This window comes from Membranihabitans marinus, from assembly GCF_021729155.1.
In the GTDB taxonomy this organism is placed as follows: domain Bacteria; phylum Bacteroidota; class Bacteroidia; order Chitinophagales; family Saprospiraceae; genus Membranihabitans; species Membranihabitans marinus.
On sequence record NZ_JAJQYA010000014.1, the window covers coordinates 22,525 to 37,326 of the forward strand.

12 protein-coding genes are annotated in these 14,802 nt (G+C 41.3%); all 12 read left to right on the plus strand.

The genetic code is table 11. The features are described from left to right. The first annotated feature begins 34 nt into the window (after nucleotides 1-34). The 12 genes from tnpA (at nucleotide 35) to LVD51_RS10525 (ending at nucleotide 14,784) form a co-directional block, all read left to right on the plus strand. Nucleotides 35-487: an IS200/IS605 family transposase gene (tnpA, locus tag LVD51_RS10470; RefSeq protein WP_236971183.1), complete on the plus strand. Its 453-nt coding sequence runs from the start codon at nucleotides 35-37 to the stop codon at nucleotides 485-487. 573 nt (nucleotides 488-1,060) lie between these two features. Then, on the plus strand, nucleotides 1,061-1,957 hold the full coding sequence (locus tag LVD51_RS10475) for a hypothetical protein (RefSeq protein ID WP_236971184.1): 897 nt from the start codon (nucleotides 1,061-1,063) through the stop codon (nucleotides 1,955-1,957). Between the two features lie 87 nt (nucleotides 1,958-2,044). After that, nucleotides 2,045-2,203 carry a hypothetical protein gene (locus LVD51_RS10480; protein ID WP_236971185.1) on the plus strand — a complete coding sequence of 53 codons (159 nt, stop codon included), beginning with the start codon at nucleotides 2,045-2,047 and terminating at the stop codon, nucleotides 2,201-2,203. A gap of 2,051 nt (nucleotides 2,204-4,254) precedes the next feature. Continuing rightward, the gene (locus LVD51_RS10485) at nucleotides 4,255-5,319 is read left to right on the plus strand and encodes a glycosyltransferase family 4 protein (protein WP_236971186.1); all 1,065 of its coding nucleotides are present in this window, start codon (nucleotides 4,255-4,257) and stop codon (nucleotides 5,317-5,319) included. Nucleotides 5,320-5,464: 145 nt separating this feature from the next. Continuing rightward, nucleotides 5,465-6,322, plus strand: a complete 858-nt coding sequence (gene rfbA / locus LVD51_RS10490) for a glucose-1-phosphate thymidylyltransferase RfbA (protein WP_236971187.1) — start codon at nucleotides 5,465-5,467, stop codon at nucleotides 6,320-6,322. A gap of 121 nt (nucleotides 6,323-6,443) precedes the next feature. After that, on the plus strand, nucleotides 6,444-7,517 hold the full coding sequence (rfbB, locus tag LVD51_RS10495; RefSeq protein ID WP_236971188.1) for a dTDP-glucose 4,6-dehydratase: 1,074 nt from the start codon (nucleotides 6,444-6,446) through the stop codon (nucleotides 7,515-7,517). After that, nucleotides 7,514-10,579: an SLBB domain-containing protein gene (locus tag LVD51_RS10500; RefSeq protein WP_236971189.1), complete on the plus strand. Its 3,066-nt coding sequence runs from the start codon at nucleotides 7,514-7,516 to the stop codon at nucleotides 10,577-10,579. The genes rfbB and LVD51_RS10500 overlap by 4 nt, the downstream gene beginning before the upstream one ends. A gap of 11 nt (nucleotides 10,580-10,590) precedes the next feature. Beyond that, nucleotides 10,591-11,265, plus strand: a complete 675-nt coding sequence (locus tag LVD51_RS10505) for a phosphoadenylyl-sulfate reductase (protein WP_236971190.1) — start codon at nucleotides 10,591-10,593, stop codon at nucleotides 11,263-11,265. Between the two features lie 108 nt (nucleotides 11,266-11,373). Next, nucleotides 11,374-11,913 carry an ArsR family transcriptional regulator gene (locus tag LVD51_RS10510; protein WP_236971191.1) on the plus strand — a complete coding sequence of 180 codons (540 nt, stop codon included), beginning with the start codon at nucleotides 11,374-11,376 and terminating at the stop codon, nucleotides 11,911-11,913. After that, nucleotides 11,906-12,451 carry a UpxY family transcription antiterminator gene (locus LVD51_RS10515; RefSeq protein ID WP_236971192.1) on the plus strand — a complete coding sequence of 182 codons (546 nt, stop codon included), beginning with the start codon at nucleotides 11,906-11,908 and terminating at the stop codon, nucleotides 12,449-12,451. Before LVD51_RS10510 ends, LVD51_RS10515 begins: the two co-directional genes overlap by 8 nt. 216 nt (nucleotides 12,452-12,667) lie before the next feature. Continuing rightward, nucleotides 12,668-13,738 (plus strand): Wzz/FepE/Etk N-terminal domain-containing protein, encoded by a 1,071-nt coding sequence (locus LVD51_RS10520; protein WP_236971193.1) that lies wholly within the window; start codon nucleotides 12,668-12,670, stop codon nucleotides 13,736-13,738. Continuing rightward, on the plus strand, nucleotides 13,735-14,784 hold the full coding sequence (locus LVD51_RS10525; protein WP_236971194.1) for an NAD-dependent epimerase: 1,050 nt from the start codon (nucleotides 13,735-13,737) through the stop codon (nucleotides 14,782-14,784). Before LVD51_RS10520 ends, LVD51_RS10525 begins: the two co-directional genes overlap by 4 nt. Nucleotides 14,785-14,802: the final 18 nt, after the last annotated feature.

Consider the following 14,802-nt stretch of genomic DNA (forward strand, 5'->3'; position numbering starts at 1 on the left):
GCAATTAATAAACCCTGAAAGGGTGACATAATATATGGGACAATCGCTTGTAAAAAACTATGTTCATATTATATTTAGTACCGAACATAGACAGCCTTTCATAAAACCTCCTTTTGATAATGAACTTCATCGTTATTTAGGAGGACTCTGTAACAAATTTGAGTGTCCTGTATTAATAGTAGGGGGTCATATAGATCATATACATATCTTATGCATGTTATCAAAAAAGGTGGCTTTAATGAGCTTCATTCAAAAAATAAAGTCTAATTCTTCTAAATGGATTAAATCGAAATATAAATCTCTTGATAATTTTTACTGGCAAGATGGATATGGAGCCTTTTCTGTATCTCCAGATGAAATAAAAGATACGATTGATTACATAAAAAATCAGAAGCAACATCATTCAAAGATGAACTTCAAACAAGAATATATTACTTTTTTAAAAAAGTATAAATTAATTTACAAGGAGCCCTACGTTTGGGAATAGTTATATCCTTCACTTCGACTTCGCTCAGTGCAGCGACCTCAAAGATTATCTTGAACATCCTTTTATTTTATTTATACCAAATACGTTTATAATTGTCGGTTATATTTCGATTTATTTGAAGTTTTACATCGTTAAAAATACTCACCGTAGCTACGGCTATGCCTGTGTTTTTTGCCTCGTCTAACTTCAAATACTTTCAAAATCTTAACCGACATCATAAAACGTATTTGGTATTAATCCTGTTCAGACAAAGGGCTCCGGCTTGACTGCAACGTAATTTGTCAGGTTTTTAGCCACCATGCCGAGGCGTGATTTGAATACAATTTATCAAGATTTTGATTTATCACTTGTCCTTTAATTAGGTTTTTACCAAATCCTTTGTGACCTTAGTGTACATCTTTGTGTCCTCCGTGGTGAATACCGAATAATGTCAAATGGGTAAAACCTCTGATTAATGAAAACCACTAGGAGTTAAATCTTGGATATATCCCGATTTTATATCCCCCTAAAATAGAATATCATCAAATTTGATTTTTTCAATTAATTTTATAAATTTCAATCTAAATCATCGTCTTGCATATCACCAAAGACCAAAAAATATATAGAAATCTAACCATCCAACAAAAACATCTGTTTTTACAACCAGTTTGGCTGGATGCCAGTCTGGGTCAATCCAACTGGTCTGCCTATATTATATACGACGACCACGATAAAATACTGGCCGCATGGCCTTTTACCCATCAACACAAATTGGGAATTCATCGGCTAAATCCCGCCCCATACAGCGCCTACAACGACATCATCATATTTGATAAAAAAGCCGAAACAGCCATCCTGCAGCAGTTGATGAAAACCATACCCTACCTATCATTGATCAAAATCAATCAACTACAACCATTAACTACCCCTTCTTGGGGTCAACAAATCATCAAGCGTCGCCAATCCATCGTCTATCGACCCAACCTCGACGACTACATGGAAGCCATCCAACCGAGAAAACGCAGTTTGATTAGAAAAGCCTTAAATACTTACACCATTACAGCAACATCCAATCCCCGTGAATTGCTATCGGGAATGAAGGAAAGCTTCGACCGTCAATACATTCCCCTACTCCAATCCACTACATTACAGCGGTGGTTCGATATTTTTGACAACATCATTGGCTTTATTATCAAGGACGTGGACAATCGTATTCTTGGCTCCATGATAGCCATAGAACACCAACATATACTATATGCCGTGGCCGGTGGTAAAAACTATTCGAAAAATCAACCCGGCATTATGGAAGGTCTGTACTGGCATCTTATTCAACAAGGCCATCAACGACAATGCGATATCGACCTCTGTGGCTCCTCCCTCCCCGGCGTGGCCGACTTCAATCGACGAATGGGAGGCAGTGAATCCACCTACTTTCAACACCTGATTACCCGCCCCCACTTCTTATTGCCCCTGTTGAAACTCTGGAAATAATACGAAGTACATTTGTTCGGTCCGGCGTGATATTAATAAAATTTCATGATAATCTTTATTGGCATCAATGGATAAAAATTTCGATTTATGAAAATTAGATTTAGACGCAAGGCATTGCGTCTCTACGGAATTGTCAGAACACGATGGAAAAGATGTTGTGATATTCAAGATAATCCTAGCCCAAATCATAGACAGCATCTTGTTCAATATTATCAGTCCTGTGGAGGATTTGTCCTACTTCGATAAAACTTAGGATCAAGACCTTCTACAAAGTTCTGTGCAGCGACCTCAAAGATTATCTTGACCATCCTTTTATCTTATTAATCCTGTTCAGACAAAGGGCTTCGGCGTGGTTGCACCGTATGTCGTAAGCGAATTACGGAGGCGTTATCTTCTAATTAATTTTGACGACACGACCGAATGTAGTTCGAAGAACCGTAGACCTTAAATAGGTCTACGATGAGGGAACCACGACCACTGTGTCGTGGGTGGGTAGGCCACCGTGCCGAGGCGTGATAAGAATATAATTTATCAAAATTTTGATTTCTGACATTCTAACAATTATTACGGGTACCAATTCTATTTTATCCACCCCCGCCTTTCAGGCAGTCCCGCCAACGGGGGACATTAGAGCAACTTCATTCGTCGTATTAGTTGTCAGAACATGATGGAAAAGATGTTGTGATATTCAAGATCATACGAGCCCCAAATCATAGACAGCATCTTGTTCAATATTATCAGTCCTGTGGAGTATTCGCTCTACTTCGACATCCATCTGTTCGGTGGCTTCAAAAATCATCTTGACCATCATTCTATCTTATTAATCCTGTTCAGACAAAGGGCTCCGGCGTGTGAACGAGCGAAATACGAAGTATAATTGTCAAAACACGATGGAAAACATGTTATGATATTCAAGATCATACGAGCCCCAAATCATAGACAGCATCTTGTTCTCTCTTATCAGTTCTGTGGAGGATTCGTCCTACTTCGATAAAACTTAAGATCAAGACCTTCTACAAAGTCCTGTGCAGCGACCTCAAAGATTATCTAGACCATCCTTTTATCTTATTAATCCTGTTCAGACCACTGTGCTCGTTCACCGAGGCGTGATTGGAATATAATTTATTAAAATTTTGATTTCTGACATTCGAACAATTATTACGGGTACCAATTCTATTATATCCACCCCCGCCTTTCAGGCAGTCCCGCCAACGGGGGACATTAGAGCAACTTCATTCGTCGTATTAGTTGTCAGAACATGATGGAAAAGATGTTGTGATATTCAAGATCATACGAGCCCCAAATCATAGACAGCATCTTGTTCAATATTATCAGTCCTGTGGAGGATTTGTCCTACTTCGATAAAACTTCGAATCAAGAACTTAGCCTCACCTAATTGGAATGCTGCATAGGCTATCGTGCCGATCATTCTATCTTACCAATCCTGTTCAGACCACTTTGCTCGTTCACCGAGGCGTGATTGGAATATAATTTATTAAAATTTTGATTTCTGACATTCGAACAATTATTACGGGTACCAATTCTATTATATCCACCCCCGCCTTTCAGGCAGTCCCGCCAGCGGGGGACATTAGAGCAACATCATTTAAAGATGAACTTCAAACAAGAATATATTACTTTTTTAAAAAAGTATAAATTAAATTACAAGGAGCCCTACGTTTGGGAATAGTTATATCCTTCACTTCGACTTCGCTCAGTGCAGCGACCTCAAAGATTATCTTGACCATCCTTTTATTTTATTTATACCAAATACGTTTATAATTGTCGGTTATATTTCGATTTATTGTAGAGTTGCAATGCATTGCATCTAAATTATTTTGAATAGAGACGTAATGTAGACAGCGGTACTGGTGCTATGCCGGCTTACCCACCCGAAACGCGGACACCCAACCCGGAGCACAGTGGCTCCGGTTCCCTCGCCAAATGTCCATTAAGGACATTTGGTTGCTCTGAGGAGCAACCTCGCTCGGTCATCTTCATCAAAGGTCGATTTACGACCTTTGGTTGCCCTAAAGGGCAACTACATTCAGTCATTCAAAAATCTTAACCGACATCATAAAACGTATTTGGTATTAATCCTGTTCAGACAAAGGGCAAGAAATAGCAGCTCAATGTAATTCCTTTATTTTCACAAACATTACACTACAAAATTTACATCTACAAAAAAAAATCCCGATATTGCACCTACCCCCCTTGAGAAGTAAAATATTTCAAACAAAAGTTGAACCTCAATACCAAAAAACTATGGATATTGGTTCTCTATAGAAATTGTCTCTATGTACGATATTATACTCAGTTTTATTACCTCACTCGTCCTTACCTTCTTTGCCATACCTTCTATTATAAGAGTAGCTAGAGTCAAACACCTCATGGATGAACCCGGAGAGCGAACCAGCCATAGCGAACGTACCCCTTCACTGGGAGGCATTGCCATCTTCGCCGGCGTGCTGTTCTCCATTGCCTTTTGGACGCCATTCCAATTATTTGGCGACCTCCAATACATCCTATGTTCCTTTATTATCATATTTCTAATCGGCGTCAAGGACGACATCCTACCCATGAGCCCATCGAGAAAATTCGCCGGACAACTCCTAGCTTCCCTCATCTTAGTGTTTTTCTCCAAAATCAATATTACCAGTTTCCACGGATTATTCGGCATCTATGAAATACCATTATGGCTGAGCTATATCGTCAGTATCACCACCATCCTTATGATTATCAATGCCTTTAACCTCATCGACGGCATCAATGGATTTACCGCTTTGGTCACCATCTTAATTACGACCTTCTTTTCCGCTTGGTTTTTCTTAGTAGATCAGCACGCACTATCCCTTATATCCTTTGCTACCACTGGAGCCTGCTTTGCCTTCTTATACTACAATATGACACCGGCCAAAATATTTATGGGAGATACCGGAGCCCTCTTTATCGGATTGATCTCTGCTATTCTGGCTTTGGAATTTATCGAAATCAATAAAACACTTGACCAATCGAGATTTTTTATTCAAAATTCACCAGTAGTGGCCATCAGCATACTTTCATTGCCTATATTTGATACCTTAAGAGTATTTTCTATTCGCATTATCCGAGGTCGGTCACCCTTTTCTGCAGATCGACTCCACATCCATCATTTGGCCATCGACGCCGGCCTTTCCCACATGGAAGCTGCCGTCACCCTAACCCTATTCAATGCCTTTATCATCTATCTGACCCTCATGCTTCAACATCTCAATATAAATCTTCTATTTTTCATCCTCATTATGACGACCATTCTATTCACCGCAATTCTACACCTAAAAGCCAGGAAACTATTGCCTAAAATATCGTTTTCACAAGACTAATACTCCATGCATTTTATGATGCTAACTTTGAAAAAAAGAGTAATTAACCATAGTCGTTAACCTTGAATTCACTGAGTATAATTAAGCATTTTATCTTTGGTCAAAATAGAAATATTATCTTCGTACAAATCAAACAACCTAAGCAATGAAAGGAATCATATTGGCCGGTGGATCAGGTACTCGGCTCTATCCGATAACCAAAGCTATCTCGAAGCAATTAATGCCTATTTACGACAAACCTATGATATATTATCCCCTGTCCATCCTTATGTTGGCCGGCATTCGGGAGATCCTCATCATCACCACACCGGAAGACCAATCCTCCTTCCAACGGTTATTGGGAGATGGCCAATCACTGGGTTGTAAGTTTGAATACGCCGCACAAGAAGTGCCCAATGGATTGGCTCAAGCCTTCGTTATTGGAGCCGACTTTATCGGACAAGACCCTGTCGCACTCATCTTGGGAGACAATATATTTTATGGAAATGGTCTCAGTCGTTTACTCCAATCCTGTAGGGATGTAAATGGTGGATTTGTTTTTGCCTATGGGGTCAAAGACCCTGAACGCTACGGCGTAGTAGAATTTGACGACAATCACAAAGTCATTTCTATAGAGGAAAAACCCCAAAAACCCAAATCCAATTATGCCGTTCCCGGTCTGTATTTCTACGACAATCGTGTAGTAGAAATCGCCAAAAACCTTAAACCCTCCAGTAGAGGGGAATACGAAATCACCGATGTCAACAAAGCCTATTTGGAAATGGGCAAACTTCAAGTGGCCATGATGACTAGAGGTACGGCTTGGCTGGATACCGGCACCTTTGAATCCCTTCACGATGCATCAGAATTTGTACGCGTCATCGAAAAACGACAAAATCACAAAATAGGATGTATCGAAGAAATCGCCTTTCGCATGGGATTTATCGATAAAAATCAGTTGTCCGCATTGGCAGAACCTTTAAAGAAAAGTGGCTATGGACAATATTTGGATAGTATAAAATAAATCCGTTAATTAGGTAGTTCTTTACAAAGCCATAACGAAACCTAGTATCAATAGATTGATAAAAATTAAATAGCTTTGGCTTATAAATAAATATATAATACTCATTTAATTACATTATACCTTGGATACGAAGAAAAACATATTAATTACCGGAGGAGCAGGCTTTATAGGATCCCATGTGGTTCGGCTATTGGTCAATAAATATCCCGAATACCACATCTACAACCTCGATGCCTTAACCTACGCCGGCAATCTATACAACATAACCGATATAGAGGGAAAGGATAATTACACTTTTTTACAACGCGACATCTGTGATCTAGACCTTATGCGACAGACCATCAAAGATTGCGACATCAGCCACATTATCCACTTGGCCGCAGAATCCCATGTTGATCGTTCTATATCCAATCCACTGGTCTTCTTAAACACCAATATCCTCGGCACCGCCAATCTATTGCAGGCGGCCAAAGAATACTGGGATACGACTTCGCGTCAAGACCATTTATTTTATCAAGTATCTACCGATGAGGTATACGGCGCCCTTGAAATGGACAATACCATGTTTACCGAAGATACGGCCTATGACCCCCGCAGTCCTTATTCTGCTTCCAAGGCCAGTGCCGATCACCTGGTGAGAGCGTGGTACCACACTTTCAAACTACCCGTCGTAGTATCCAATTGTTCCAACAATTATGGATCTCATCAATTTCCGGAAAAATTAATTCCTCTCTTTATTCACAATATCAAAAACAATCTGGCCCTTCCCGTTTATGGCAAAGGCGAGAATGTACGAGATTGGCTCTATGTGGAAGATCATGCTCGAGCCATTGACACCATATTGCATCGCGGAAAGATTGGAGAAACCTACAACATCGGCGGCCACAACGAATGGACCAACATCGACCTCATTCACCTACTCTGTGACCTAATGGATCAAAAACTCGACCGCAAGCCCGGTCAATCGAGATCTCTGATCTCCTTTGTCACCGATAGAGCCGGCCACGACTTGAGATACGCCATCGACGCATCCAAGATGCAACGCGAATTGGATTGGTTGCCTTCTCTGCAATTCGAGCAAGGCATTGAACTGACCATCGACTGGTACCTCAACAATGAAACCTGGCTGCAAAACATCATGGATGGCTCGTATCGAAATTATTCTCCCACTGTGCAGAAAGACCTATCCATATGATTCGAAATTTTTACCAAATATTGATCATCTTATTCTTCTCTGTATTGTGTCGGTCCGGCATGGCTCAAAACCCAGTGCCCCTAGCTACGGAACAAATGGCCAAACAAGAATTGGCTTCCCGTGGTTTAGACGAAGCCGAAGTGCAACAGCGATTACAGGCTAAGGGATTCGACGTCAACAATATCAGTCCAGAACAAATGCCAGCACTAGAAGCGGCACTCAAAGAAGTGATCGACGAAATGGAAAGCGAAAAAGCGGCCCAAGCCGCCGATCAAACTACTGAAGTCATCGCCCAACCCATACCAGATTCGCCGGAAGAAGCCATAGGTCAAATACCGGGTACAACCAGTCCCAATGAAAAAATAAAGGCCGACCTTCAAGAAAAGGAGGAAAATGCCAGTGTAGAAGAAGTGATATCTGAAGCCAAATCGGATTTTATTGCCTCGGCTCAATCCGATCCATCGCAGATCTACGGACACGATATCTTTACAAACGCCAACCTAGCTCTATACCGAAATACCGATGATATCCCTACCCCGCCCAACTATATATTGGGTACCGGTGACGAATTAAAAATATCCATCTTCGGCCGGTCACAGGCAGACTTCCAATACGTCATTGGCAAGGATGGCTATATCCAACCCAGTCAAATGGGCAAAATATTCTTAAAAGGTCTGTCTATTGAACAAGCGCGCACCCTAATTCGAAATCGATTTAGCCAGCGCTATTCCTTTACTCCCGAACAGTTTTCCGTCGTCCTAAGCACGGCTCGAACCGTGACCATAAGCATATTTGGAGAAGTTCCCCAACCCGGATCATATACCATTTCCGCCCTCAATACCGCCTTCAATGCACTGGTAGCATGTGGTGGTCCGAAGGCCAATGGATCCATCCGTAAAATTCGCTTAGTTAAAGAAAATGGAGAAACCCATGAACTCGATGTCTACCAGTATTTATCTGATCCCCTTACTCGGTTTGACTATCCCATCGACAACGGCGACCTCATATATGTGCCTTTTAGCAAAAAGATCGTCAGTATATCTGGTGGAGTAAAACGCCCCATGCGCTACGAATTGAAGGAAGACGAAGGTCTACAAGCATTGATCAAACTCACCGGAGGACTACTGTCCAATGCCTATACCGACCTCATCACCATCAATCGCCAGGGTGAAAATCAACGACAACTTCTCGAGCTCGACCTCGGTCAACTTTTGGAATCCAATGCAGACTACAACCTCCAAGATGGGGACAACATATCCATTAAGACCCAAGCCAATGAACTAAAATCATTTGTCAGTATAGATGGGGCCGTATTATTTCCCGGCAATTACGCCAGTACGGCAAACACCTATTTGTCTACCGTATTGGAAAAAGCACAGTTTGCAGAATATGCGCGCAGAGATTTTGCTTATTTAATTCGAACCAAAAACAATGGATCTGCCCAATTGATCTATTTCAATCCCAATGCCATATTAGCTGGACAAGAAGCCGACATCCTCCTTCAGGCCAAAGACCGGATCAATATCTATAGCCTCGGTCGATTTATGGATGAGACCAGAGCCATATCTATATCTGGTGCCGTTCGTCATCCGATTACCGAATCCTTTGATGGTCAATCCAACATCCGGCTCTCCGATTTTATCGAAATGGCTGGAGGACTATTGCCCAATGCCACAGGAAAGGGACTATTGTCCAGACGATCTATATACAACAATCTAGACATTGAATATATACCACTAGATCTCAATGCTGCAATCAGTTCTCCTACCTCCAATGCCAACCTCGTTTTGCAACCGGGAGACCAAATCCAGGCCTATAACGTGGAATATTACGAAGAACAATACGATGTCAGCATCGTGGGTATGGTCCGCAATCCCCAGACTTTTGTCTACGATGAGTCCCTGACTTTTCAAGACATCATCATCGATGCCGGAGGACTCCTACCCCAAGCCAATAGATATGGTATGGTCGTACGAAAAGATATCGAAGATCCCCTCATTCGACAATACGAAATGATCGATGTCGACGCCATTCTATCCGGCAACGAGACCTTCGATCTACAGCCGGGGGATGAAATCAGAATATACAATTCAGAGACCTACAAGGATCAATTCGATATTCGAATCGTGGGTTCGGTAAAAATCCCGGGCAACTACGTCTACGACCCTTCCCTATCCCTTAAGGATGCCCTTTTAATGGCTGGAGGTTTGGAATTCAGTGCCAACCCGAGAAGAGTAGAAGTATTTCGCCTCCAATTCAATGGCAGCGAAAGTCCAAAAACCTTGGTCAAAACCATAGCCCTAGATACATCGGGGGAATTAGTCGATGCCGAAGACAAAAACTTTCAACTAGAACCCTTCGATATCGTCATTATCCGAACCATACCGGATTTCCGCTATCAGGAATTGGTTGAAATCACTGGCCAAGTTAAATACCCCGGCCCCTATGTTCTCGAACAGCGACCGGAACGACTCGATCAATTGATTCGCAGAGCAGGTGGACTATTGGGTGATGCCTTCCCGGAAGCCGCCACCCTCATCCGTACCGATGGCAATATTACGGGAGATGTCGTGATTTCACTCCATAAGGTCATGTCCAATAAACACCACAACTCCAATATTATCCTGCGGAAAGGCGACATTATTCACATCCCCAAACGAGAAAATCTTGTGGCCATCGACTTGACAGCTACCCGAAGTCAATCACTTATCAACGAGGCCGGACTGAGCAGGGAAAAAATAAATGTAAACTTTGACGGCCACAGGAGTGCGGCTTGGTATGTGCGCAACTACGCCGGGGGGTTTGCCTCCAAGGCAGATCGCAAATCCCTAAAAGTCATCTACCCCAATGGCAAAATAACAGGGACAAAGGGATTGTGGATCTTTAGAAAATACCCCACCGTGACCTCGGGCAGTTTGGTACTGATGAATATGAAACCAGAAAAGGTAAAAGGAGAACGCAAAGAAGTAGATTGGGGACAGGTTCTCCAGACCACATTGACTACGACCACTATTTTGTCAACATTAGTGACCACTATAGTGTTAGTTAAAAACCTAAAGTAAATTATATCATTATGTTGACCAAGCAAGAAGCCTTTAGACAACTCATTGAATCGGTACACAATCAACTGGCCACATTTCAGGCCCACCACCGTTCCATGGTCTGTAGTTCTTCTTTTCAGACCCAGTCTGTGCCCTTATTACATATATTGTCCATGTACGATCGCAATATCGAAGTAGTGTTTTTGGAAACCGGCTTTTTATTTCCCGAGACCATTGCCTTTCGCGATACTTTAATTGAGAAAATGGGACTCAATGTACGGATAGAAAGATCAGATATTCCCCATTCCCAACAAATGGACAGTACTGGTCTGTTTTACTACAACTCCGACACCAACTATTGCTGTCATCTAAATAAGGTCATGCCTATGGATCGCGTACTCAAAGAATACGATGTATGGATCAATGGGGTGCGAGCCGACCAATCCAAGGTTCGGGCCAAATTTGAACCCGTCATGGAAACCAACAACGGCATTATTCGCTACCATCCCATGTTGTATTGGACTTCTAAGATGATATACGACTACATTCATGCCTTTGATTTGCCCAAACACCCCCTACACGATGCTGGCTATAAATCTATCGGCTGTGTTCCCTGTACTGTATCGTGGATCGACGAAATGGGCCGTGAAGGTCGATGGCAGGGTCAAAATAAAACGGAATGTGGACTCCACACCGATTTAACATAATCCCTCAGTCTAACTAATTTTTGATTTTATTTTCAGCCTCAAAATAAACGTTAAAATTATTCCGTTTTAGTATAAATCGAGTACTTTTAGTACCCATATAAGAAACAGATGATAGAAGCACTCATTTCATCAAAAACACGTATTAAGCTGTTATTGAAATTTTTTCTCAACAGCAATACCTCCTCCTATCTCCGTTCCTTGGAATCGGAATTTGAGGAATCGTCCAATGGAATTAGAAAAGAGCTCAATCGTTTGGAAAGTGCTGGTCTACTATCCTCTTTCTTTGAGGGCAACAAAAAAATATTTCAAGCCAACACCCAACACCCCCTTTTTAAAGAAATTAATAATATTGTCCGCAAACAAGTGGGCATTGATAAGATTATTTCCAATGTCGTTAAAAAATTGGGCTCGGTCAATCAAGTCTATGTTTTGGGAGAATTTGCCAAGGGCAGAGACAGCGACATTATCGACATCTTATTGATCGGCGCTGTTGATGAAGTTTATTTAATACACTTAATCTCCAAAGTCGAAAAAATTATCCAGCGCAAGGTCAGATATCTAATTCTAGAACCCCAGGAAGCTTTGGGTTTTATGGACAAAAGAAATAAAGAAGATTTTTTATTAATCTGGGAACAAGGACATGAGTAGATTGCCCATAAGCCATATTAATCACCTATCCAATACTTGTTGTAAATGGTTTGCCGTACGCACCAAGTATAAGACGGAAAAATACATTGTCGACCAATTGCAGAAAAAAGGCATTGAGGCTTATCTTCCACTGCAGACCTTGAGTCGTCAATATGGGCAGAAAAGAAGAATGATTCAACAGCCCCTAATTCACCAATACGTATTTGTACATATCGATCGGCAGTCCTATTTAAAGGTCTTGCAGACCAATTACGTCTTGGGATTTTTAAAAAATGGGAAAGACTTAATCTCTATTCCCGAGGCCGAAATCAATACTTTAAAGCGTATTGCCGGTGACCTTTTACCCGTTAAGGTAGAGGAACTCAGTCTACTGCCTGGGAAAAAAGTAGAGGTTATTGGTGGATCCCTCACTGGGGTCCAAGGGATATTGATGGAACAAGTCAATAAAAAATATTTTACGGTTCAATTGCATTCCATGGGCATGCAGCTGAATATCGATATTGATAAAAACTTATTGAGGCCACTATATCCTCAATAAGGAAGATAAACATATAACTTAACAATAGGTAAGATGGCTGGACACATCAAGGGCGAAGCCGTGTCAAATATTAAGCAAAACTGTTTTATAACCCTTTACCTTGCTACATCAGAATAATAAACGCATTGTATATCTCATGATACCAAATCAATGTGAAATATTAATATAGTATCTTCACCTCAAACACCCATTTGCTCTAAAAATTTAAACCATTATATGGCAGCAAACGAAAATATGGACCACGAGATAACCTTAAAGGAACTTATATTCAAGGTTCGAGAATTTGCCCTCTACATCTGGGATCAAAGAAAATATATTTTACTATTTACTATTCTATTGGGCTTAGCTATGGGGGTTTACGCTTATATGCAACCTAAAATATTCACCAGTCAACTCACCTTTATGGTCAATGAAGACGAAGGTGGATCTACATCCTCAGCAACATCTGTCCTCAGTCAATTGGGACTGGGCCTGGGCAATTCCAACACCCTCAACTTTGAGCGCCTAGTATCCCTTGCCAAATCCCAAAACATAGTGAATGCAACCCTCCTCGATTCCACAGAAATAGAGGGAAAAACGGATCGATTAGCTAATTTCTTAATTGATCATTTCAACCTCCACGAGAAATGGAAGGAAAATGAAGAACTACGAAATTATTATATTCCAACCAAGGTTCAGTCAGAAGATGAGATCAATGTCAACAAAGCCTTAAAGGCACTCTATGGCTGCTTAATCCTAAAAGATCAGGCCAAAACACCTGGGGTTGTTCAAATTTCCTTCGACGACGAAAGTTTTATTGTCACCATGACGGGAAGTGCAGAAGACCCTGATATTACCCAGCGGTGTTTGGAATTACACTACGACAATCTCAGTAAATTTTATATCGACAAATCCATTGAAAAACAAAAAACCACGGTTGATGTCTTAAAATCACGCAAAGACTCTATTGAGTTACTGCTCAACCGAACGGAGACAAATATGGCCAGTATGCAAGATCGATCACTGGGCGTATATCTCAACAAAGATTTGACCCAACTCAGTAAAATGAATAGAGAAAATCAAGTGCTGGCCATCATGTATGCCGAAGTAGTGAAAAACTATGAAACGGCCAACTTTATGTTGGACAATCAAAAGCCCATTTTTCAAGTCATCGACCGCCCCCTTCCCCCCATATCCGGAAGTAAGAAAAGTCCAATTACTCAAACCATAATGGGATTCATCCTAGGCGGTATTCTATCCAGCCTATTTTTCTTTGTTAAAAAAATAATATCAGAATCACTTATATGAAAATATTAGTCACCGGCGCAGCAGGATTTATTGGCTACCATGTAGTATTGCATCTTTTAAAGGCCGGCCATGAGGTGATAGGCTTAGACAATATCAATGACTATTACGATGTAGAGTTAAAATACGATCGACTGAAACAATGTGGGATTGAAAGACCTCAAATAATAGAGGGACAATTATTGCCTAGTAACCTATATCCCAATTATCAATTTATCCAAATAGATTTATCTAATGCCCCAGCGGTTAATGATTTATTTGAGGATACAGGCTTCGATCAAGTCTGTCATCTTGCTGCTCAGGCAGGGGTTCGATACAGCTTGATTAATCCTTCATCCTATATCCAGAGTAATATTGTTGGATTTAACAATATACTGGAGGCGAGTAGACATCATCAGATCCAACATCTGGTCTATGCCAGTAGCTCCAGCGTATACGGCCTCAATGAAAAGATGCCCTTATCCACTGCCGACGCCGTCAACCATCCGATATCCCTCTACGCAGCGAGTAAGAAAAGCAATGAATTAATGGCCCATACCTATAGTCACTTATTCAATCTTCCTACCACTGGACTGCGATTCTTTACCGTTTACGGTCCTTGGGGAAGGCCTGACATGGCATTATTCCTCTTTACCAAGGCCATAATTGAGGGCAAACCTATTCAAGTATTCAATCACGGAGCCATGTCTAGAGACTTTACCTATATCGACGACATTGTAGAAGGTATAGTCAGATTAATGGATGCACCCGCTCAGCCCAACAAAGACTGGGACGGTCAACACCCAGATCCTGCGACTTCTTCAGCACCTTATCGCATATACAATATTGGCAATAGTCAGCCAGTACAACTTAGCAAATTTATCGATGCCATAGAAGCAGAAATTGGTCGCAAGGCCATTAAAGAATATACAGATATTCAACCCGGAGATGTAGTATCGACCTATGCCGACATTCAGCCATTGACGGATCGAATTCAGTATAAACCTCAAACCTCCATTGATCGCGGTGTACACGACTTCGTTCAATGGTATATCCAATACTACAACTAATAGCCTTGCCTTTTAACA

What these genes read in the sequence shown, in the direction of transcription:
- tnpA (WP_236971183.1), top strand. Translation starts at nt 35, where the DNA reads ATGGGACAATCGCTTGTAAAAAACTATGTTCATATTATATTTAGTACC.
- LVD51_RS10480 (WP_236971185.1), top strand. Translation starts at nt 2,045, where the DNA reads ATGAAAATTAGATTTAGACGCAAGGCATTGCGTCTCTACGGAATTGTC.
- LVD51_RS10485 (WP_236971186.1), top strand. Translation starts at nt 4,255, where the DNA reads ATGTACGATATTATACTCAGTTTTATTACCTCACTCGTCCTTACCTTC.
- rfbA (WP_236971187.1), top strand. Translation starts at nt 5,465, where the DNA reads ATGAAAGGAATCATATTGGCCGGTGGATCAGGTACTCGGCTCTATCCG.
- LVD51_RS10500 (WP_236971189.1), top strand. Translation starts at nt 7,514, where the DNA reads ATGATTCGAAATTTTTACCAAATATTGATCATCTTATTCTTCTCTGTA.
- LVD51_RS10505 (WP_236971190.1), top strand. Translation starts at nt 10,591, where the DNA reads ATGTTGACCAAGCAAGAAGCCTTTAGACAACTCATTGAATCGGTACAC.
- LVD51_RS10510 (WP_236971191.1), top strand. Translation starts at nt 11,374, where the DNA reads ATGATAGAAGCACTCATTTCATCAAAAACACGTATTAAGCTGTTATTG.
- LVD51_RS10515 (WP_236971192.1), top strand. Translation starts at nt 11,906, where the DNA reads ATGAGTAGATTGCCCATAAGCCATATTAATCACCTATCCAATACTTGT.
- LVD51_RS10520 (WP_236971193.1), top strand. Translation starts at nt 12,668, where the DNA reads ATGGCAGCAAACGAAAATATGGACCACGAGATAACCTTAAAGGAACTT.
- LVD51_RS10525 (WP_236971194.1), top strand. Translation starts at nt 13,735, where the DNA reads ATGAAAATATTAGTCACCGGCGCAGCAGGATTTATTGGCTACCATGTA.